Consider the following 21,318-nt stretch of genomic DNA (forward strand, 5'->3'; position numbering starts at 1 on the left):
CGTCCAGAAATGGACTGGGCTGATCGGCTCTTTTGACGGTCAGTTGGGGCCTTTAGCTCAGTTGGTAGAGCATCGGACTTTTAATCCGTGGGTCGTGGGTTCGAGCCCCACAGGGCCCACCCGCGGCGCAGGTCAGAGGCATTTAGCCTCTGGCCTGCTTCTGTTTTAAGCCCCCAACCCAACGGAAACCCAACTAATTGATGAACAGGGCCCCGACCCTCTTGGTTTTGTAACTTCTCCCGCCCCTATACCACGCTCGATCCTGTGGATAAGCCATGCATACTTCTTTACACATCCTCCGAACGTTTAAAGAAAATCGTGATTTCTTTACATGTTCGGCTCTACGTTGATAATTTCTTTCTATGTCGAACTGGGATCCCAAGAAGCCACATAACGAACTTCCACTCTTACCGCCAAAGGTAGAGGTGGAAACTGTCAGCGTGCTAAAACTTGCCATCGAGGCTCGGGCCGCGCTGGCAGCGCTGAACCAGGCGACTCTCTCAATGACGAACCCCGGAGTCCTTATTAACGCGATTCCACTCCTTGAGGCTCAGGCCAGCTCCGAGGTGGAAAACATCGTCACCACCACGGATGAACTCTTCATGCATGCACAAGACGAGTCCTCGGCTAATCCAGCGACTCGAGAAGCGCTGCGATACCGGACCGCCTTGTTCGAGGGCTTCGAGAGTGTCACCCGCAGGGGGATCCTGACTACCAACACGGCTCGCGAAGTATGCTCCATCATCAAGATGCACACTATGGATTTGCGGCATTCAAGCGGCACTTTCATAGGCAACTCTGAGATGCAGACGGCCATCTACACCCCGCCCGAGGGCTACTCGGTGATTGATGCGAAGTTAGGCGATTGGGAGATGTTCGTGAACTCGAGCGCTGGTTACGACCCATTGGTGAGAATGGCCATTGCGCACTACCAGTTCGAGGCAATTCACCCGTTCGAAGACGGCAACGGTCGAACTGGACGCGTTCTCAACGTTCTCATGCTCGTGGCAGCCAACCTGCTAAGCCAGCCAGTGCTCTACCTTTCCCGCTACATCATCGGCAACAAGAACGACTACTACAAGAAACTGCTGGCCGTAACGGCTGATGGGGCATGGACAGATTGGATTGAGTACATGCTGGAGGGGGTCCGGCAAACATCGATCTCAACGCTAAAGAAGATCGATGCGATAAGGGCGCTCCAGGGGGAGATGAAGTTGGAGATGAGCAAGGCCATAAACGGTGGTGGCCATGTCGGTCTCTTGGATGTCTTGTTTGAGCAACCATACTGCCGGATTTCGAACGTCATGGACGTCTGTAAGGTATCGCGGCCAACCGCGACCAACTGGTTGAACGCATTGAAAGACGAGGGCGTCCTTGTGGACCTAAAAGTTGGCCGGGAGCGGCTGTTTATCAACACCCGCTACATGCGTCTCCTCGTCGAGGATGAGTTGCCGGCCGAGGAGCCAGCAGCCGAGGAGAGACTGTTCTAAGCCAATTTCACAACCCGGACTAAGGCATCCGCCACTTCTGTGTGAACCGTCTTTCGTCCCATATACACATCCTGCGTCATAGAGACCTGCGCGTGCCCCAGCTGGTCGGCTCCGAAGGTCACTCGCCGCATCAACATCCCGGCTACCCCGGGCGGCTACGTCCTCGTCCGGGCGCACGACTACCAGCCAGGCGTGGACAACCTCATCATCCAAAGCCTCACCGGGTTACTGGAAATTGAGTCGATCACGTTCGTCCCGACGTATAACCCGATTGCGCAGAAGGCCATCACGCAGACCACGCGCCGCAGCTACATCGCCAGTTCCACCATCAACGGCACATCCTCCAACTGGGACTTCCAGTTGGACGACGCAACCCCCGTCGCGACCATCAACAGTGCTGGGGCGAACGCCTACGCCCGGTTTGATTTCCATGTGACGCTGGACCAGCCAGGTTCGGGTGACTATGTGGGCGTCTGCATTGCTGCCGGTGGCGGCGACGCTACGGCGGGTATCCGTTCGGGGTACGCACTGCTTCGCTCCAACGCCGGATCTCTGGTCCTGCGTACCTACACGGATGGGGCCATTGCGGACAACGCCATCGGTGCCCAGTTCGCCGCGGGTAGGCAGCAGGTAACCCTGACGTTCGAGTTCGACACGTCGGGGAACATGCGGACCCTGCTGGACGGTGTGGAGAAGCACACGCCCGCCGCGCACGTTTGGCGGCACTACGTCCCCGGCGCATTCGGTAAGGCGCGAGCGAACATCCTCGCGGCGACCGTGACGGGTGATGTGAACGCCTCCTAGCCGAGGCGAGCGTCTCCCTAATCCTCTAGTCGGTTCCGCCCCAGTAGGAAGTGCCCCCGCGCAATCTGGGGGGGCACTTCCCGTTACTTCAGCAATTCCTTGACGGCAAGAGCCACGATGCATGCGGCGGGCCCGGACCACTGTTTCAAAAGGTGAGGTACAGCCGTGCACTTGGCACACTTACACGGCCTGTGTTCGTATGACTTCGCCATAGGGCGTCTTCTACTTTCTGGCGATGCCAGAGTGCCCCCATTATCCAACAGCGGTTGCTTAGCCTGGATAAGGCTGCCTACTATTGACTCCGAAGCACCCAGCATTGCGCTGTGTGATTTGATCGGCCGGTACCCCAAGTTTGCGAGACAGACGGGTACCGGCCGCTGACGTTAACAAGCCTAGGCACGTCGGCAACATTCACCTAGCGGCCCAACACCGAAACCTGTGGATAACCTGTGCACTAGCTGGCTTACCTTGTGCACAACCTGTGGATAACCTGTGCACTAGCTGGCTTACCTTGTGCACAACCTGTGGAACACATTGTGGATACAAATCTGACCGACATGCCCCATAAGCACCTGAGCAGGGAAAACTTCGTGCTTGGCCTGTGGAGTAAATATTCTTTGGCCCGTTCCCAATCCACACGTTCCCTCGATGATGAGAAAGCTGGCACGGCGGGCCGCCCAGCATGTAACTCAAGGGAACCCTGCCGTACCAGTCTCGGCAACTTTGGGGAGCCTCGCGGAAGAACACTGCGGATGACCGATGATCGTTGAGGTCCGACCATAGGTTATTGACCATGACGAAATTACAGCCAATTGAACGCGATTTGAAGGTGTCCGGGGTGGCCGAAGCCTTGGGGATGCATCCGGAGACGATCTGCACGATGGCCAGGTCCGGGAATTTCCCGAACGCGTACAAGACCGGCCGGGGCGCGCATTCGTCCCCGATCCGGATCCCTTGGTCCGACGTAGAGGACTACCGCCGCAAACAGCCCCGGGTAAACCGCTAAAAGGGCACCGGCACCGCAGGGGGCATGATGTAGGTTTGCCCTCATCACCAGCAACAGGCTGGCTCTAGGGGGAGGACTACAGTGATGGCCGGAATATCAGGGTTCGATGACCTCAGCAAAGACCTGAATGACTTCGTGGATAACCTCAGCAAGCTGGACGGGCTCAGCGTCAGCATCGAGCCCGCGGACACAGTCGCCAATGTCGAGGACAAACTACGTAGGGAAGTGGCCCGCAGGGGAGTGACAGGGGTGACGCCCTCAGAGCTGCGCAGTATGGCCCAGGACATGCATAGCGAGGCTCGCCGGTAGAACGGGGCAAACCCAACGTTTGCCCAACGAAAACGGTGACAGACAACCGAATACAGCGAATGACCGTAGCGTTGCCTAAGCCGAAAAATCCCCGCCAAATCAATGATTTCCGCAGACATTGGATGTCAGCGGAATATCAGGCCAGCTAATCCGTGGGTCGTGGGTTCGAGCCCCACAGGGCCCACTCTTTCACCGAAGAGTGGCAAGTCCCCGGCATCCTGGAAACAGGCTGCCGGGGACTTTTCTTTGCCGTGAATCCCGGCTTTCCTACCCTGTTGCCGTTCCCGCCCTTCAAGGCCCGGATCTGCGGACAAGCGTAGGACGGGGCGGCAAGGCCGGACATCCACTACTCGATCAGGCATCGACCGTTGGCGCATGGCACCGGGCACAATGGGTACATGTCAAAAAGCAGCAACGGGCGACTGCCGCGCCTTGAAGACGTGGCCGAGCTCGCGGGCGTCTCCCACCAGACGGTCTCACGCGTCATCAACAACCACCCGAACGTCAGCAAGGGCACCCGGGAAAAAGTGGAAGCTGCCATTGCGGAGCTGGGCTACCGCCGGAACACTGCGGCCCGCAGCTTGGTGACCAGGCGCTCGCAGACCATCGGCGTGCTGGGCAGCGAACTCTCCCAGTACGGGCCGGCCAACACGCTGCTGGGAGTGGAACAGGCCGCGCGGGATGCCGGCTACTTCGTCAGCATCGCCGCACTCCGCTCCGTCAGCCGCGACGCCATTTTCGACGCCCTGCGGCACTTCACGGACCAATCGGTTGACGGTATCGCGGTGCTGGTGCCGCACTCCGAAACCCTGCAGATCCTTGAGGAATTCAACCCCGGAGTGCCCGTGGTTGCCGTCGGATCCCTGGGCAACGACGCGGTGAGTGGCGCCATGGTGGACCAAAGACGCGGCGCCGAACTCGCCGTCGGGCATCTCATCGAGCTGGGACACCGCAGGATTGGTCATGTGGCGGGTCCTGGGGACTGGATCGACGGCGCCCTCCGCGCCGAGGGCTGGCGGGCAGCCCTCGAGGAGGCCGGGCTCCCGCAGGATCTGGTGGTCGAAGGAGACTGGAGCGCTGGCAGCGGTTACGAGATCGGCCGCCGGCTCGCAGCGAAGCGCACCGCCACGGCGCTCTTTGTGGGCAACGACCAGATGGCGCTGGGACTGCTCCGGGCGTTCAACGAGGCCGGGGTCCGCGTTCCCGACGACGTCTCCGTGGTTGGGTTCGACGACCAGCCGGAGTCGGGGTACTTCACTCCGCCGCTCACCACCGTGCGCCAGGACTTTGAGGAGCTCGGCAGGCGCTGCATGGACATCATGCTGAAGGAGATCGAGGCTGGTGCCGCCGTGAGTTCCACCGTTGTCACCCCCCAACTGGTCCTTCGGGCCAGCACGTCAGGACCCGCCGCGGCCCCGTAGTCCTGCTGCCGTAGTCGTTGAGCTATTTCGGACTCTTGACTTCAATGTTGTTAGCGCTCACAATTGACAGCAGGCCGCGAGGTGGCGGCAGCTCATTGGAGGAACTTTTTATGGACGTCACAGTAGACGGCACAGACAACTACGTCATTGGCGTGGACTACGGGACGCTCTCCGGACGCGCGGTGGTGGTCCGGGTCAGGGATGGCAAGGAACTCGGCAGCGGGGTTTTTGACTACCCGCACGCGGTAGTCACCGATGCGCTACCGGCGGATGTGGCAGGTGCAGCCGCCGCACGGCTGCCTGGCGAATGGGCTCTCCAGGTTCCCAACGACTACCGCGACGTCCTCCGCAACGCAGTTCCAGCAGCGATCGCTGCCGCAGGGATCGACCCGGCGGCCGTCGTCGGCATTGCCACTGACTTCACTGCCTGCACCATGGTGCCGGTGAAGGCGGACGGAACCCCGTTGAACGAGCTGGAAGGCTTCGCCAACCGGCCCCACGCCTACGTGAAACTGTGGCGCCACCACGCCGCGCAGCCGCAGGCGGACCGGATCAATGACCTGGCCGCGGAACGCGGCGAATCGTGGCTTCCCCGCTACGGCGGGCTCATCTCCTCCGAGTGGGAATTCGCCAAAGGCCTGCAGCTGCTGGAAGAGGACCCGGAAGCCTACGCCGCCATGGACCACTGGGTCGAAGCAGCCGACTGGATCGTCTGGCAGCTTTGCGGGCAGTACGTACGCAACGCCTGCACTGCCGGCTACAAGGGCATCTACCAGGACGGCCGCTACCCGTCCGAGGACTTCCTGGCCGCGCTGAACCCGGCGTTCAAGGACTTCGTCAGCGCCAAACTCGAACACACGATCGGCCGTCTCGGCGATGCGGCGGGCTACCTCACGGCCGAGGCAGCCGAGTGGACGGGCCTGCCGGAGGGCATCGCCGTAGCGGTGGGCAACGTGGACGCGCACGTCACCGCCCCGGCTGCCCGGGCAGTGGATCCGGGCCAGCTCGTGGCCATCATGGGCACCTCCACCTGCCACGTCATGAACGGCACCGAACTGCACGAGGTGCCCGGCATGTGCGGCGTGGTGGACGGCGGAATCGTCGACGGGCTGTGGGGTTACGAGGCCGGACAGTCCGGTGTGGGCGACATCTTCGGCTGGTTCACCAAGAACGGCGTCCCGCCGGAGTACCACGAGGCCGCAGCCGAAAAGGGCCTGGGCATCCATGAATACCTCACCGAGCTCGCCTCCCGCCAGGGGATCGGCGAACACGGCCTGATCGCCCTGGACTGGCACTCCGGCAACCGCTCGGTGCTGGTGGACCACGAGCTCTCCGGCGTGGTGGTGGGCCAGACCCTCGCCACCAAGCCAGAAGACACCTACCGTGCCCTGCTCGAAGCAACGGCCTTCGGTACGCGCACCATCGTGGACGCCTTCCGCGATTCCGGCGTGCCGGTGAAGGAATTCATCGTGGCCGGCGGCCTCCTGAAGAACAAGCTCCTGATGCAGATCTACGCGGACATCACCGGGCTGCAGCTCTCCACCATCGGCTCAACCCAGGGTCCGGCACTGGGCTCGGCCATCCACGCAGCCGTCGCGGCCGGAAAGTTCGCCGACATCCGCGAGGCTGCGGCGGCCATGGGCTCCGAGCCCGGGGAGGTTTACACTCCGATCCCGGAAAACGTTGCCGCCTACGAGGAACTGTTCGTCGAATACCGCGCCCTCCACGACTACTTCGGCCGCGGCGCCAACGACGTGATGCACCGGCTCAAGGCCATCGCGCGCCGGTCCGCCAAAGCGTCCAGTGCTGGCACAGCAGCCGCCACCCCCGCCACCGTTGGAGCCTCCGCATGAGCACCGCAACCGCAAACACGCTGGAAGCCATTGCCCGGATCCGGGCGGAAGTTTGCGCCCTGCACGCCGAGCTCACCCGCTACGAACTGGTGGTGTGGACCGCCGGCAACGTCTCGGCCCGAGTTCCCGGCCGAGATCTGCTGGTCATCAAACCTTCCGGCATTTCCTACGACGACCTGACGCCCGGGCAAATGGTGGTCACCGACCTCCATGGGGTGCCAGTGGATGGCGATGCGGACGGTGAGTGGGGCAACCCGCCGCTGTCGCCGTCGTCGGACACCGCGGCGCACGCCTACGTCTACCGGAACATGCCCGACGTCGGCGGCGTGGTGCACACGCACTCCACGTACGCCACGGCCTGGGCCGCCCGGGGCGAATCGATCCCGTGCGTGCTGACTATGATGGGCGACGAATTCGGCGGCTCCATTCCAGTGGGCCCGTTCGCACTGATCGGTGACGACTCGATCGGCCAAGGCATCGTGGAGACGTTGAAGAACTCCAATTCACCCGCCGTGCTGATGCAGAACCACGGCCCGTTCACCATCGGCAAGGATGCCCGCTCCGCGGTGAAGGCTGCCGTGATGTGTGAGGAAGTGGCGCGCACCGTGCACATTTCGCGCCAGCTGGGCGAGCCGATCCCGATCGACCAGGGGCATATCGACTCCCTTTACGCCCGCTACCAGAACGTCTACGGCCAGTAACGCTGCCCGTCAGCCCACCCGAACTTTTACTTTTGCAGGAGAACCCATGAGTACCGCAGCAAACACTTCCCTTGACGGCTACGAAGTCTGGTTCCTCACCGGCAGCCAGCACCTCTACGGCGAGGACGTCCTCAAGCAGGTGGCCGCCCAGTCCCAGGAGATCGCCAACCAGCTCAACGCCTCCTCGGCCGTCCCGGTCAAGATTGTCTGGAAGCCGGTCCTGACCGACTCGGACGCCATCCGCCGCACCGCGCTGGAAGCCAACTCGGACGACTCCGTCATCGGCGTCACCGCGTGGATGCACACCTTTTCGCCGGCCAAGATGTGGATCCAGGGCCTGGACCTGCTGCGCAAGCCGCTCCTGCACCTGCATACCCAGGCCAACCGGGACCTGCCCTGGGCGGACATCGACTTCGACTTCATGAACCTCAACCAGGCCGCCCACGGCGACCGCGAGTTCGGCTACATCCAGTCCCGCCTGGGCATCGCCCGCAAGACCGTGGTGGGGCACGTCTCCAACCCGGAGGTGGCCCGCCAGGTGGGCGTCTGGCAGCGCGCCGCCGCCGGCTGGGCCGCCGTCCGCACCCTGAAACTGACCCGCTTCGGCGACAACATGCGCAACGTCGCCGTCACCGAGGGTGACAAGACCGAGGCCGAGCTGCGCTTCGGCGTCTCGGTCAACACCTGGTCCGTCAACGAACTCGCCGAGGCCGTGCACGGCGCCGCGGAGGCCGACGTCGACACCTTGGTAGCGGAGTACGAGGACCTCTACGACGTGGTTCCGGAGCTCCGCGCAGGCGCGGCCCGCCACGACTCCCTCCGCTACGGCGCCCGCATCGAACTGGGCCTGCGCAGCTTCCTCGAAGCCAATGGATCCGCCGCCTTCACCACCTCCTTCGAGGACCTCGGCGCGCTCCGCCAGCTCCCGGGCCTGGCCGTGCAGCGGCTCATGGCCGATGGCTACGGCTTCGGTGCCGAGGGCGACTGGAAGACCGCCATCCTGGTCCGGGCGGCCAAAGTGATGGGCGCCGGCCTGCCCGGTGGGGCCTCCCTGATGGAGGACTACACCTACCACCTTGAGCCCGGCTCGGAGAAGATCCTGGGCGCGCACATGCTGGAGGTCTGCCCGTCCCTGACGGCCGGAAAGCCGACCCTGGAGATCCACCCGCTGGGTATCGGCGGCCGCGAAGACCCGGTCCGCCTGGTGTTCGACGCCGACGCCTCCCCAGGCGTGGTGGTTGCCCTCTCGGACATGCGGGACCGCTTCCGCCTCGTGGCCAACGCCGTGGATGTCGTCCCCCTGGACCAGCCGCTGCCCAACCTCCCCGTCGCCCGCGCCCTGTGGCAGCCGAAACCGAACTTCGCCACGAGTGCCGCCGCGTGGCTCACCGCCGGCGCCGCACACCACACCGTGCTCAGCACCGCCGTCGGCATGGATGTGTTTGAGGACTTCGCCGAGATCGCCAAAACCGAACTCCTCACCATCGACGAAGACACCACCATCCGCCAGTTCAAGAAGGACCTGAACTGGAATGCTGCCTATTACAAGTTGGCTGGCGGAATCTAAGCCCGTGGTAGTTCGCAGGGTTAATTGAGGTCAGGGCGCGCGAACACCGCGCCCTGATTTCAGTTAATGGGCCTTACTCCAACACCTAGCGCCCACCTACTGGTCGAAGTGGGTTCGGGGTGCGCCATCGGGGAGTTTGTCCAGAATGTCCTCGGCCACCTTGCGGAGTTTGATGTTCCGGTGGCTTGAAGCATTGGAGATGATGCTGAAAGCCTCACGATAGGAGCATCTGTTCTGCGCCATGATGACGCCGCAGGCGATGTCGATCGAGGTCCGGCTCTCCAGGGCTGAGCGGAGGTCGGCTGCGGATGACCGGGCTTCCCTGAGCTCCGTGACCAGCCTGAGGCTCCGGGAGGCGAGGTCCGCAAAGCCGAGGGCGGCGGCAACCACAGCATGTGGAAATGCGGCCGTTCTGGCGGCAAAAAACACCAGGGCGGACTGCGCGCCGTCGTCCAGTTGCAGCCGCACCGCCATCATGCTCTTATAGCCGGCGGACCTCAGGTAGCGCCTGTATTGCGGCCAGCGGAAATCAGCTGACATGTGGTTTGCGGCTACAGGAAGCCCTGTACCCAGCGCATCCGTTAGCGGCCCCTCTCCGAGTTCCAGTTCGAGCGACGCCAGCTCGCGGGCATGGTCGACTGTGCCCGCAAGCGTGGTGTGCTTGCCGTGGTGCAGCACAACAGCGCATTCGACAGCGCCACCCGTGGCCTGGCTGAGAGTTGCGCCAGCCATCCTGGCCAGCGTGTCCAGCGATTCCGTGAGGCTTTGGGCGCCCGTCGCGAGATCGAGCAAGAGGCCTTCACGCAGGCCGTCAATTTCGGGGACGTCGAAGGCGCCGCGGGATGATTGCCCTCCATCGCTGGGGGACGGAGGAGGCGGACACGGACTCGTCATGGCTGTGTCAGCTGGTCCCGGGCGCGGTGGCGCAGGCACGGGCAGATTGCGCGAACAGAGGGCCGGCGACGGCTGGGGGAGAGGCCTTGGTCTCAAAGACCTCCTCGTCGCCGGCCCCGCTTGGTGCCCCGGTCATGAGGGCCGGGAAGTCGCAGCATTCGGGTCCTGCCTGCATCCTTTTCTCACACCCCCAAGTGAGCAATTCACGTTCCTTCTCTCAGTCGAAACTAGTTCTCGACGGCAGCTGAGAGAACGGTAACCGGTACTCGTTTTTCAGATTAGGTACTACTTGGTTTTGTGACTGAGTACTCACATTTGGGCTCTGCGTGCATTGTTGCCCGCCTCGGGTTTTTTGCGCCTTTCGCCGGAACCAATCTCCGAACAGACCTTGACTCACCTCGCTGTCAACGCTAACAATTGATTTCTATAACGTTGTAGAAAAATCAGAAACGAGGAAGTTTTCGTGGGCACATCAGAGTCAGCCGCAGCTAAGGTCACCATCGACCCGTCCTTCACCGTAGGGCCCGTCCGCCGCCGGACCTTCGGTGCGTTCGTGGAGCACCTGGGCCGCTGCGTCTATACCGGGATCTTTGAGCCGGAGCACCCCAAAGCGGATGAAGACGGTTTCCGGACGGACGTCCTGGACCTGACCCGCGAGCTGGGCGTCTCCACCGTCCGCTACCCCGGCGGAAACTTCGTGTCCGGCTACAGGTGGGAAGACGGGGTGGGCCCGGTGGAACAGCGCCCCGCACGGCTTGACCTCGCCTGGCACTCCACGGACCCCAACCTCGTGGGCGTGGACGAGTTCGCCAGGTGGTCCGCCAAAGCCGGCGTCGAAACCATGATGGCCGTTAACCTTGGCACCCGTGGCACGCAGGAAGCGTTGGACCTTCTCGAATACTGCAATATCGACGGCGGCACTGCGTTCTCGGACCAGCGCAAAGCCAACGGCGCGGAGAACGGCTACGGCATCAAGATGTGGTGCCTCGGCAACGAGATGGACGGACCGTGGCAGATCGGCCACAAGAACGCCGTCGAATACGGCCGGCTCGCGGCAGACACTGCCCGCGGCATGCGCATGATCGATCCGGACCTGGAACTGGTGGCCTGCGGCAGCTCCGGACCCACCATGCCCACCTTCGGCGAGTGGGAGCGGGTGGTCCTGACCGAGACCTACGAACTCGTTGACCTGATCTCTGCGCACCAGTACTTCGAGGACTTCGGCGACTTGCAGGAACACCTCGCCGCCGGACACAAGATGGACTCCTTCATCCGTGACATCGTGGCCCACATCGACCACGTGAAGTCGGTCAAGAAGTCTGACAAGCAGGTTAATATCTCCTTTGACGAATGGAACGTGTGGCACATGAGCCGCGGCGAGTCCAAGTCCCCGAGCGGCCAGGACTGGCCGGTGGCTCCCGTCCTGCTGGAGGACGTCTACACGGTGGCGGACGCCGTCGTCGTCGGGGACCTGCTGATTACGCTGCTGCGCAATACGGACCGTGTGCACTCAGCGAGCCTGGCGCAGCTGGTCAACGTCATCGCGCCCATCATGACCGAACCGGGCGGCCGGGCGTGGAAGCAGACCACATTCCACCCGTTCGCGCTGACCTCCCGCCACGCCGTCGGCACTGTGCTGCAGCTCGCCGTCGAATCCCCGCTGGTCAGTGGCGGCAAGACAACGGGCTTCACTGCATTGTCCGCCGTGGCAACGCTCGACGCCGACAAGGGTGAGGCAGTGGTCTTCGCCGTGAACCGCTCGGCAACGGACGCACTCACCCTGGACGCCGCCGTCGCCGGACTGGGCAACGTCAAGGTCATTGAAGCGGTCACTTACGCCAACAAGGACCCGTACTGGCAGGCCACTGCAGACGACTCGACGTCGGTCCTGCCCGTCGAGAACGTCAGCGTCAAGGCCGACGGCGGGCGGCTCACGGCGGAACTGCCCGCAGTGTCCTGGTCCATGATCCGCCTGGCACTGCAGCCCTAACGGCCGCCCCGCCTTCCCTGGCCATGACGGGGGCGGTGGGTTGGTGGAAAGATAAGGGCCATGGAACTCCACATCACCGGTGACCCGGCTGCCGACAAACTCCTGAGCGACGACGCGTTTGCGCTCCTGACCGGCATGCTGCTGGACCAGCAGGTGACCATGGAATCCGCCTTTGCGGGCCCGGAAAAGATCCGGGCCCGCATCGGTTCGATCGCGCCGGCCGCCGTTGCCGCCTATGAACCGCAGGCCTTTGTGGAGGTGTTCAAAGAGCGGCCGGCAGTGCACCGGTTCCCCGGCTCCATGGCGGGGCGCGTCCAGGCCCTCGCCGAGACCGTGCAGCGCGACTGGGACGGTGATGCCACGCTGATCTGGACCAAGGGCGAGCCCGATGGCAAGGAAGTCCTGCGCCGGCTTCAGGAATTACCGGGCTTCGGGGAGCAGAAGGCAAAAATCTTCCTGGCGCTCCTGGGCAAGCAACGCGGACTGCAAGCTCCCGGCTGGCGTGAAGCCGCCGGCCACTACGGCCAGGAGGACGCGTTCCTCTCCGTCGCGGACATCGTGGACCCTGACTCGCTCGCCAAGGTGCGGGCTTCGAAGCAGGCGGCAAAAGCTGCCGCCAAGGCTGCCAAAGGCTGATCCCTCCCCCTGGCCGGTCAAACGGCGGATGCCCTGACGACGGCGGGTTGTTCCGGTTGCGACAATATCTGCAACGATGTACGGAAACAGATCGCAAGGAGAATGAAGCACCGATGGCAGTCACCATGAACGACGTTGCGCGCGCCGCGGGTGTATCGCTGAAAACGGTATCGAATGTGCTCAACGACTATGAGTTCATCCGGCCGGCCACTAAGCAACGGGTCCACGATGCCATCGCGGAACTCGGCTACGAGGCAAACCTGACCGCGCGGAGCCTCCGCTCGGGCAAGACGCGCATGCTGGGCCTGGTCCTGTCGGACTTGTCCGCGCCGTACTACGCGGAACTGGCGTCCCGGCTGATGACGGTAGCCTCCGGTCGAGGCTACCGGGTACTGATAGAGCAGTCCGGAGCCGCGGCCGAAAACGAGCGGACGGCCCTGCAGGGGGCCTTCCGCCAACTGACCGACGGCCTTCTCTTTACGCCGCTGGCGATGGATGCCGACGCCGTAGCCTCCTTCCGCGGCAAGAAACCGGTGGTGCTGCTGGGGGAGCACATCATGGATCCCCGCCTGGACCTTGTCACGATGAAGAACGCGGAAGCTGCGCAGGCGGTCACGGCCCACCTGCTGGCGGCAGGCCGCCGTCGGATTGCGGTGATGGGTGCCCATCCGGAGGAATCGGCCGGTGGCGCGGGCCTGCGCCTGCGTGGTTACCGCAAAGCTTTGGAAGCTGCCGGCGTGGGCTTTGACCCTGCGCTGGTGGCGCCCGGCGAATGGCGGCGCGATGCGGGGGCGGCGGCCGTTGCAGGCTTGCTGGATCGCGGTGTTTCCTTTGACGCGGTGTTCGGTCTTAACGATGCCATCGCGCTCGGTGCCATGCACGAACTGCTGGTCCGCGGTGTGAAGGTCCCGGAGGATGTTGCCGTTGCGGGCTTTGACGACATCGACGAGGCACGATTCGCGTCGCCGTCACTCACCACGGTGTCGCCGGGCATGGATGAGATTGCCGAGCGGTCCATCGGACTTCTGATTGACCGGATCGAAGGGCTGGAAACGGCGGACGTCGGAGTGCATATCGAAGCCGGCTTTGTGCTGAAAGTCCGGGAATCCGCACCGTAAACCGGACAGGCGCGAAAGGGAAAACCATGATTGATGTCCGGACTGAAACAGTGATCAACAGGCCGCGCGCGGAGGTGGCCGGGTACGCGGCGGATCCGACCAATGCGCCGGAGTGGTACAGCAACATCAAGTCCGTGCGCTGGGAAACGGCGCCCCCGCTCGGTGTGGGTTCCCGGCTGGCGTTTGTGGCCGAATTCCTGGGACGCACCCTTGAGTACACGTACGAATTCACGGAACTGGCGCCGGGATCCTCGCTGACCATGCGCACAGCCCAGGGTCCGTTCCCGATGCAAACCAGCTACACCTGGCAGGATGCCGGTCAGGGAGGCACCCGGATGACGCTGCGCAATACAGGTAACCCCGCCGGCTTCCCGAAGCTGGCCGGGCTGGTCATGGCGCCCATGATGCGTCGCGCCATGCGCAAGGACCTGGCCCGGCTGAAGTCGCTGCTGGAAGCCCACTGAGGGTTCGTTCTCTCAGGTAACCTTGGCAGCACCTCTTCCGGAGCCGAAAGGGTGGATCCATGATTGCTCTGCTGGTGATCGATATGCAGAACGCCTACTTTGAAGACCCGGCGCTCGCCGCCCAACAAAAAGACCTGGTGGCGGCCTGCAACGAACTCGTGGAAGCCTTCGCATCCAACGGACACAAGGCCCTGCTGGTCGGCACCGAACACGAGCGGGACAAATCCACATGGTCACTGAACATGCTCGACGACGACCAAGGGTTCATCTTCCGCGGCAGTGAACAGGCCCGGTTCGTGCCTGGGCTGGCGATTGACGGCCTGCCGCAACTGGTGAAGACCCGCGACAGCGCGTTTATCGGCACGGACCTCCTCTCCCGGCTCCGGAACTGGGGCGTGGACGAGGTAGTTCTGGCCGGAGTGTCAACCCACAACTGCATCGCGCAGACGGGGGCGGACGCCTTCGCCCGGAACATCCGCGTCACGTACGCCGAAGATGCCACGGGATCAGAGAACACCCGGGCCGCCACTGACATGCTGCGCATCCTCTCTGATGAGTACCGCCAACGGGTGCAGTCCAATGCGGAGATCCTGAAGCGTCTCGGTGCCCCTTAGACTTTCGTCAGCGCCAACAAGCGTCCACCCGTCGCTGTTGGACCTTGCGCCCGCCCTTGCCACACCCCTCAGCGGATCAAGGATGATCCGTTGAGCCCATGCAGGATCTGAATCGAGGTTCCCCCATGCAACGAAACCTTCCTCTCGTCGCCGTGCAGGCTCCGCCGCAGCTCATCGGAGCTCCGCCGGAGGCTTTTGCCGAGGAGGCCGCCAAAGCCTTGGAGAGCCATCCCGGCGCCAAGCTCCTGGTGTTCCCCGAACTCCACCTCTTCGGCGACGGTTCTCCCGACCGGCATCGGACCGAGGCCCTTCGCGCCGCGGCCGAACCACTGAGCGGACCCCGCATGCAAGGACTGGCGGAGCTGGCGCGCAGCCTCGGCGTCTGGCTCGTTCCGGGAAGCCTGTGCGAGGCTGGCCCGAACGGTGAGCTGTTCAACACCCAGGTGGTGCTGTCACCCACAGGCGAACTCGCGGGAAGCTACCGGAAGATCTTCCCGTGGCGCCCGCACGAGCCCTACGACCCCGGCGACCATTTCGTCGTCGTCGATCTCGGCGGTGTCGGCAGGGTGGGACTGAACATCTGCTACGACGCCTGGTTCCCGGAAGCCACCCGCCAACTCGCCTGGATGGGCGCCGACGTCATCCTCAACGTCGTCAAGACCACCACGCCGGACCGAGCACTCGAGCTCGTCCTTGCGCGGGCGAACGCCATTGTGAACCAGGTCTTTGTGGTGAGCGTCAACTGCGGCGGACCCACTGGGGAAGGCCGCAGCATCATTGTGGACCCCGAGGGTGCCGTCATCGTTGAGGCCCCCGATGCGGCCGCAACCACGCTGGCAGCAAACCTTGACCTGGGGGCGGTCGACCGCGTGCGGGCCAACGGCACAGCCGGAGTGACCCGCATGTGGTCCCAGTTCCGGCCCGGTGAGCCGGACATCCAACTGCCGGTCTACGGTGGACGGATTAGTCCCGCAACGTGGCAGCCCGCGCAGCGTACCTGAGCCGGGCGGCCAGCGCGGGAATGCTGCTTCCGTGACAGTGTGCCTCTTGTCACATCCCCTTCAGATCATTACTGTATACGTATGCACCTCACTTATGCAGATAAATCACGCCTCTCTGGCGCAGTGACCGTCGTCCGCGAACCAAACCGTCCCGATGTGGCCGCGCAGTCCGATCCCAAGGTGATCTCCACGGTCTCCGAGATGCTCTCGACAATCGAGGCAAAGGGTATCGAGGCAGTGCGCGACTACGCCGAGCGGCTCGATGGCTGGAAGGGCGGTACCGCCTTTGAAATTTCGCCCGCCGACGCCGACAGGCTCACCGCCGACCTTCCCGCCGACCTGCGGGAAGCGCTCGACGCCGGCGCGGAGCGCACGCAGCGCTTCGCCCGGATGCAGCGGGCGAGGCTGACTGACTTCGAGGATGAAGTCATTCCGGGCGTCGTCTGCGGCCAGAAGTATGTCCCGGTCGGCACGGTGGGCGCCTACCTGCCCGCGGGCAGGTTCCCCCTGCTCGCAAGCGCCTTTATGACTGTTGGTGTTGCCCGGGCGGCCGGCGTGCCAAACATCGTCTCCTGCACGCCACCTTCCAAAAACGGCCAGGTCCACCCGGCAGTCCTCTACTCGGCACGGGTGTCCGGAGCTGAGCGAATCTTCGCTTTGGGCGGCGTGCAGGCACTTGCCGCAATGGCCTTCGGACTCCTCGACGCCAGCCCGGCGGATATGATCGTCGGCGCCGGCAACGCCTTTGTGGCCGAGGCCAAACGCCAGTTGTACGGCACCGTAGGGATTGATGTCCTGGCCGGTCCTTCGGAGGTGGCGGTCATCGCCGATGACACGGCCAGCGCGGCGATGGTTGCCGCGGACCTGCTGGCGCAGGCCGAGCACGGGCCCACCTCCCCGGCATGCCTGGTGACGACATCGCACCGGCTGGCGGCGGAGGTTGAGCTCGAGATTGAACGGCAGCTCCGGGGACTCGCTACCGGCGAGATCGCGGGTGCCGCGTGGCGCGACTGGGGCTCGATCTACGTTGCAGACTCGCCCCGGACCGCCGTCGAAATCATGGATACCCTTGCCCCCGAACACCTGGAAATCCTGACGGCGGACCCCGACTACTACCTTGAAAACCTGAGGAACTATGGGTCCTTGTTCCTTGGTGAGTGGTCCACCGTTGCCTACGCTGACAAGGGTATGTCCGGCACCAACCACGTCCTGCCTACTGGCCGCGGCGCACGCTATACCGAAGGCCTTTCGGTGGCGCGGTTCCTCAAACAGCTCACGTACCAGCGGGCAACCCGCGAGTCCACTGCGGCACAAGCCGGACCCGTGGTGACCATCGCCGATTTTGAGCAGATGCCAGCCCATCGTGACAGTGCCCAGCTTCGCTTGGACCTGATCCGCGCGCTTGATTCGGGCGGCCTCGTGACAGCACCTTGAGAGTACATACGTATAAATATCGGGTGGGCCAAAGTTGCCCCACCACCGCCAAAACAGCATTAGGAGAGGAAACATCATGCGATTCCACAAACACCTCCGGACGGGCCTAGCGGCGCTGGCCGTAACGGCAAGCCTCGCCGGAGTCACTGCCTGTGGTGCGGGTTCGCGCACCGGAGACCAGGCCGCGACGGCCGTAGAATGCGACTACACGATGCCCGCCGCGGACACGACGGTGAACGTCCTCGCCTACAACTCGTCGGCGATCGATCCATTCACGAACACGATGGTCAAGAGTTGCACCCGCGAGAAGGTCACGCTCAAGCACGATCCCATCGACTTCGGCGGCCAGGTCACCAAGACGACGGCCACCCTCGCGGGGGAGACGGGCAGCTACGACATTCTTGAGACCTACGGCTTTGTTGTTCCCGGCTTCGCAGCCAAAGGCGACATCCTTCCACTCGATGACTACGTCGCCAAATACTCCGACAAGTACAAGCTCGACGCAATCAGCGAAGAAATGCGCTCGGCGATGTCCTACAACGGCAAGCTCTATGGGCTGCCCATGCAGGCCCAGATGTACGTGATGGCCTACCGGAAGGATGTCTTCGACTCCCTGGGACTCAAGCCGCCCACTTCCTTCGCAGAGATGATTGATGCCGCCAAGGCCATCCAGGCCAAGGGAGAGATCAAATTCCCCATTGCCCTGCCCTTGAATGCAACCGCCGATATCTCCACGAACTACCAGGCAGCGATGAACTCCAACGGAAAGGACTTCCTGGATTCGTCCGGGAAGCCGCAGTTCACCTCCGGTGAGTCGCGGAAGGCGCTCGAGGCAATGAAGTCGCTCCTGCCCTACATGGATCCGCAGGTCACCACATTCGACCAGCCGAAGGTCCAGCAGCAGATGTTCAACGGTACGGCCGCAATGGCCATCATGTTCTCCGGCCGCATGAACGACCTCACGCTTCCAGCCAACACCAAGCTCGCGGACCAGTTCGCCTTCGCGGCCCCGCCTGCCCTTGAAGCGAGCTCGCCGCATCTTTACAGCCGGCTTTCAGTGGATGGCTGGTCCATTCCGAAGAACACCAAGCTGGACAAGGACATGCTCTTCCAGATGATGGCGGCTTCGGTCAGCGAGGACGCCTCCAAGGCGTCCGTTCCGGCGGCCTACCCTGCGCGGGAAGGCATGGTGAGCGAGGACAGCTCGAAGTACGCGGCGGCCGCGAACGCAACCATCGGCAAGACCATGCCGACGCCGGGCCACCCGTCAGGAGCTCCGGTCACCAACGCCATCCGGCCCGTCCTGGTCCAGGTCATTACTGGCCAGCTGGACATCGAAGCGGGCATGCAGCAAATGCAGAGCCTTGCGGAAAAAGCAATAGCGGGCAGTTGACGGCGTGCCGTAGCCGGTGGAGTGCTGAGACACTCCACCGGCTGCGGCCTGACACCGCGACATACTCGACACAATCGAGAGGAAATGAGCGATGCGAAGACGCGAGTTCTCGCTACTGATAGGCCCCAGCCTGCTCGTGATGTTGGGCCTCCTGGTGGTCCCGTTGGTCCGCACCATCCAGTGGAGCTTCCAAAAGGTGGAGTACGGATCCCCTGGAGATTTCATCGGGCTGTCCAACTACACCCAAGCGCTGACCGATGCGCGTTTCGGCCGTGCAGTGCTTTTCACCCTGCTCCTGACGGTCATCGTGACTGCAACCATCCTCGTGCTGGGATACCTGATTGCCACCGGGATGAACGGCCTCGGAAAGCTCCGGCCCTACATCCTCGGTGCAATGCTCGTTGCCTATGTGCTGCCGAACATCGTCGGTGCTGTCTCGTTCTCGTGGCTCTTCGACCAGAACTTCGGCGGCGTCGTGAACTACATCATCCAGGCACTCACCGGCCAGAACATCCTCTGGTTCACCGACACCTGGCCCAACCGCGTCATGGTCATGGCACACACTGTCTGGCACCTGCTGCCATTTTCCATGCTCATGATCCTGGCCGGCCTGCAGGGCGTGCCCAAGGAGTTGCGCGAGGCGGCCACGATCGACGGTGCGTCAACGGGAAAGACACACTTCTATGTCATCATCCCCACTATCCGGGGCATCCTGGGCTTCGTTTGCCTCATCACGATCATGGATGTGCTGCGCACCTTTGACAATCTCATCCCGCTCTCTCCGCAGGCGGACGCCATCGGCAATGAGTCGATCATGCTCTACGTCTTTGACACGGCGTTCCGCGACGGGTCGGCGCAGCTCGGCCTCGGCAGCGCGATCAATGTGCTCTCCATCCTCCTCATCCTGATTTGCCTGTTCCCGTTTATCCGGGGACTCCTCAAGGAAGCGAAAGCCAAAGCATGATCGCCGACACCATCAAGGCCCCCACCGGAAACGTCATCAAGGCGCCCCCTACGGCACGACGACGGCGTCCGGCGGCCAGCCGCATTTCTGCGGTCCTGCTCATCCTGACGGCCGTCATCATGCTTGCACCGTTCATCTGGACGGCGCTCTCGGTCACCAAGCCAACAGACGTCGCTTTCGCCAACCCTCCAGTCCTCACCGGCTACACGCCAACGTTGGAGGCCTTCCAAAATCTCTGGGAAACTACCTATTTCGCCCAGTACCTCATTAACACCATCGTTGTGGCAGTGATCTCCACCATCGTGGCACTGGTGCTGGGCATCCCTGCGGCGTACGCACTCTCGCGCTTCCCGGGATATGTTTCGGCCATCCTGCTGCTGCTGGCGCTGATCTTCCGGTCGCTTCCGCGCTTCTCCGTCGTATTGCCCATGTACGAGATCAGCAGGTCGCTGGGAATCTATGACACGACGTTCGCCTTGGCTGCTGCCCTCGTGGCGATCAACCAGCCCTTCAGCATCTGGCTCCTGCGAAACTTTTTCGCCGAGATCCCGAAGGAACTCGACGAAGCGGCCATGATCGATGGCTGCACCCGGCTGGGCACGCTCCGCCGGGTCATGATTCCGCTCATGCGGCCCGGCATCCTGACGGCGGGGATTTTTGTCTTCCTCTTCGCCTTCCAGGAGTACCTCACGGCGCTCGTACTCACCGACACGTCCTCAAAGACTGTGCCCGTGTTCATCACCACGCAGCTGGGGCAAACCTTGCCCATGCTCCAACAGGCAGGGGCGGCGGCCATGCTGCTCACGCTGCCAGTCATCGCCATCTCCTTCGTCGCCCAGAAATACCTGGTGGCCGGCCTGAGCGACGGCTCCGTCAAGGGCTGAGCGGGGTCGAAGAAAAACGATGGAGTCTTCCACCGCGGGTCCGCCGTCAACGACGGCGGACTTCCGCGTCCCCCTTGTCCTGCTCGCCGGCATGAACTGCACCGACGATTTGTGGTCCGGCTGCGGGCTCGAGGGATCCATCACGCCGACCCTTGATGAACCGGGCATGGATGCCCAGGTCGAGGCCCTGCTGGACATACTCCCCGAGCGCTTCGCGCTGGCCGGGCTCTCCCTCGGCGGGATCGTTGGCATGGCGCTGTGCCGCCAAGCCCCGGAACGGGTGGTCCGCCTTTGCCTCATGTCCACCAACGCGCAGGCTCCAACGCAGCGTCAACGCGACGGCTGGCGCACCTGGCGCGACCGCCTCGCGGACGGCGAAACCCCGCGAGACCTTCAAGGCGACATCCTTTACGCGCTCCTGAGCGCTCCGGCGCGGGACCGGGACCCGGGACTCGCAGAGCGTGTCCTGCAAATGGGCGAGGACACCGGCGCCGCCCGGTTGGATGCCCAGCTACGCATGCAGGCAACGAGGGGGAATGAGCTTGCCTCGCTCCCGGAGCTCCGCATACCGTTGCTCGTCGTTTCGGGCACGGCCGACGCAATCTGCCCACCGCGCTTCCACCAGGACATTGCGGCGGCGGTACCTGGGGCGCGCCTGGCCTCGGTCAACGCCGGCCATCTTTCACCCATGGAACGCCCGGAGGAAGTGGGCCGGCTCCTCAGGTCCTGGCTGAACGCCTAGCAACGCGTTGCGGCACGAAACCAAGGAACCGGC

General features: G+C 63.4%; 20 protein-coding genes and 1 tRNA gene. 20 read left to right on the forward strand and 1 reads right to left on the reverse strand.

The genetic code is table 11. From position 1 onward, the window contains the following. The first annotated feature begins 46 nt into the window (after positions 1-46). The 9 genes from ACLKOZ_RS05110 to araA all read left to right on the forward strand — a co-directional run bounded on the left by ACLKOZ_RS05110 (position 47) and on the right by araA (position 9,151). A tRNA-Lys gene (locus ACLKOZ_RS05110) sits at positions 47-119 on the forward strand. Between the two features lie 243 nt (positions 120-362). Beyond that, positions 363-1,490, forward strand: a complete 1,128-nt coding sequence (locus ACLKOZ_RS05115; RefSeq protein ID WP_436473292.1) for a Fic family protein — start codon at positions 363-365, stop codon at positions 1,488-1,490. A gap of 192 nt (positions 1,491-1,682) precedes the next feature. Further along, positions 1,683-2,294, forward strand: a complete 612-nt coding sequence (locus ACLKOZ_RS05120; RefSeq protein ID WP_436473294.1) for a hypothetical protein — start codon at positions 1,683-1,685, stop codon at positions 2,292-2,294. A 793-nt stretch (positions 2,295-3,087) separates the two neighbouring features. Beyond that, complete coding sequence (locus ACLKOZ_RS05125; RefSeq protein ID WP_436473296.1) at positions 3,088-3,300, forward strand: hypothetical protein; 213 nt, start codon at positions 3,088-3,090, stop codon at positions 3,298-3,300. Positions 3,301-3,384: 84 nt separating this feature from the next. Further along, positions 3,385-3,609: a hypothetical protein gene (locus tag ACLKOZ_RS05130; protein ID WP_436473298.1), complete on the forward strand. Its 225-nt coding sequence runs from the start codon at positions 3,385-3,387 to the stop codon at positions 3,607-3,609. A 398-nt stretch (positions 3,610-4,007) separates the two neighbouring features. Further along, positions 4,008-5,030, forward strand: coding sequence for a LacI family DNA-binding transcriptional regulator (locus ACLKOZ_RS05135; protein ID WP_436473300.1), 1,023 nt, complete (start codon positions 4,008-4,010; stop codon positions 5,028-5,030). Between the two features lie 110 nt (positions 5,031-5,140). Further along, positions 5,141-6,883 (forward strand): ribulokinase, encoded by a 1,743-nt coding sequence (gene araB, locus ACLKOZ_RS05140; RefSeq protein ID WP_436473302.1) that lies wholly within the window; start codon positions 5,141-5,143, stop codon positions 6,881-6,883. Continuing rightward, the gene (locus ACLKOZ_RS05145) at positions 6,880-7,584 is read left to right on the forward strand and encodes an L-ribulose-5-phosphate 4-epimerase (RefSeq protein ID WP_436473304.1); all 705 of its coding nucleotides are present in this window, start codon (positions 6,880-6,882) and stop codon (positions 7,582-7,584) included. The genes araB and ACLKOZ_RS05145 overlap by 4 nt, the downstream gene beginning before the upstream one ends. A 46-nt stretch (positions 7,585-7,630) precedes the next feature. Continuing rightward, positions 7,631-9,151: an L-arabinose isomerase gene (gene araA / locus ACLKOZ_RS05150; protein WP_436473306.1), complete on the forward strand. Its 1,521-nt coding sequence runs from the start codon at positions 7,631-7,633 to the stop codon at positions 9,149-9,151. A gap of 96 nt (positions 9,152-9,247) precedes the next feature. Here araA and ACLKOZ_RS05155 read toward each other — a convergent pair whose 3' ends face one another. Then, entirely contained in the window at positions 9,248-9,943 is a 696-nt protein-coding gene (locus ACLKOZ_RS05155; RefSeq protein ID WP_436473308.1) for a GAF and ANTAR domain-containing protein, read from the reverse strand. Between the two features lie 565 nt (positions 9,944-10,508). Between ACLKOZ_RS05155 and ACLKOZ_RS05160 the strand changes: the two genes are divergently transcribed. From ACLKOZ_RS05160 to ACLKOZ_RS05210, 11 genes are all read left to right on the forward strand, one after another. Continuing rightward, complete coding sequence (locus tag ACLKOZ_RS05160; protein WP_436473310.1) at positions 10,509-12,035, forward strand: alpha-N-arabinofuranosidase; 1,527 nt, start codon at positions 10,509-10,511, stop codon at positions 12,033-12,035. Between the two features lie 60 nt (positions 12,036-12,095). Beyond that, positions 12,096-12,671 carry an HhH-GPD-type base excision DNA repair protein gene (locus ACLKOZ_RS05165; RefSeq protein WP_337350698.1) on the forward strand — a complete coding sequence of 192 codons (576 nt, stop codon included), beginning with the start codon at positions 12,096-12,098 and terminating at the stop codon, positions 12,669-12,671. Positions 12,672-12,784: 113 nt separating this feature from the next. Then, a complete protein-coding gene (locus ACLKOZ_RS05170; RefSeq protein WP_436473312.1) occupies positions 12,785-13,789 on the forward strand; it encodes a LacI family DNA-binding transcriptional regulator in 1,005 nt (334 codons plus the stop codon). Between the two features lie 26 nt (positions 13,790-13,815). Next, entirely contained in the window at positions 13,816-14,253 is a 438-nt protein-coding gene (locus ACLKOZ_RS05175; protein ID WP_436473314.1) for an SRPBCC family protein, read from the forward strand. A 59-nt stretch (positions 14,254-14,312) separates the two neighbouring features. Then, positions 14,313-14,867 carry a cysteine hydrolase family protein gene (locus ACLKOZ_RS05180; RefSeq protein ID WP_436473316.1) on the forward strand — a complete coding sequence of 185 codons (555 nt, stop codon included), beginning with the start codon at positions 14,313-14,315 and terminating at the stop codon, positions 14,865-14,867. A gap of 125 nt (positions 14,868-14,992) precedes the next feature. Next, on the forward strand, positions 14,993-15,868 hold the full coding sequence (locus ACLKOZ_RS05185) for a carbon-nitrogen hydrolase family protein (RefSeq protein WP_436473318.1): 876 nt from the start codon (positions 14,993-14,995) through the stop codon (positions 15,866-15,868). 81 nt (positions 15,869-15,949) lie between these two features. Next, the gene (gene hisD / locus ACLKOZ_RS05190; protein ID WP_436473320.1) at positions 15,950-17,302 is read left to right on the forward strand and encodes a histidinol dehydrogenase; all 1,353 of its coding nucleotides are present in this window, start codon (positions 15,950-15,952) and stop codon (positions 17,300-17,302) included. A gap of 76 nt (positions 17,303-17,378) precedes the next feature. After that, positions 17,379-18,695: an ABC transporter substrate-binding protein gene (locus ACLKOZ_RS05195; protein WP_436473322.1), complete on the forward strand. Its 1,317-nt coding sequence runs from the start codon at positions 17,379-17,381 to the stop codon at positions 18,693-18,695. A gap of 91 nt (positions 18,696-18,786) precedes the next feature. Next, the gene (locus ACLKOZ_RS05200; protein WP_436473324.1) at positions 18,787-19,659 is read left to right on the forward strand and encodes a carbohydrate ABC transporter permease; all 873 of its coding nucleotides are present in this window, start codon (positions 18,787-18,789) and stop codon (positions 19,657-19,659) included. Continuing rightward, complete coding sequence (locus tag ACLKOZ_RS05205; RefSeq protein WP_376044433.1) at positions 19,656-20,543, forward strand: carbohydrate ABC transporter permease; 888 nt, start codon at positions 19,656-19,658, stop codon at positions 20,541-20,543. The genes ACLKOZ_RS05200 and ACLKOZ_RS05205 overlap by 4 nt, the downstream gene beginning before the upstream one ends. A 19-nt stretch (positions 20,544-20,562) precedes the next feature. Continuing rightward, positions 20,563-21,285: an alpha/beta fold hydrolase gene (locus ACLKOZ_RS05210; RefSeq protein ID WP_436473327.1), complete on the forward strand. Its 723-nt coding sequence runs from the start codon at positions 20,563-20,565 to the stop codon at positions 21,283-21,285. Positions 21,286-21,318 lie beyond the last annotated feature (33 nt).

The sequence above is a fragment of the Arthrobacter sp. R4 genome, assembly GCF_051365025.1.
In the GTDB taxonomy this organism is placed as follows: domain Bacteria; phylum Actinomycetota; class Actinomycetes; order Actinomycetales; family Micrococcaceae; genus Arthrobacter.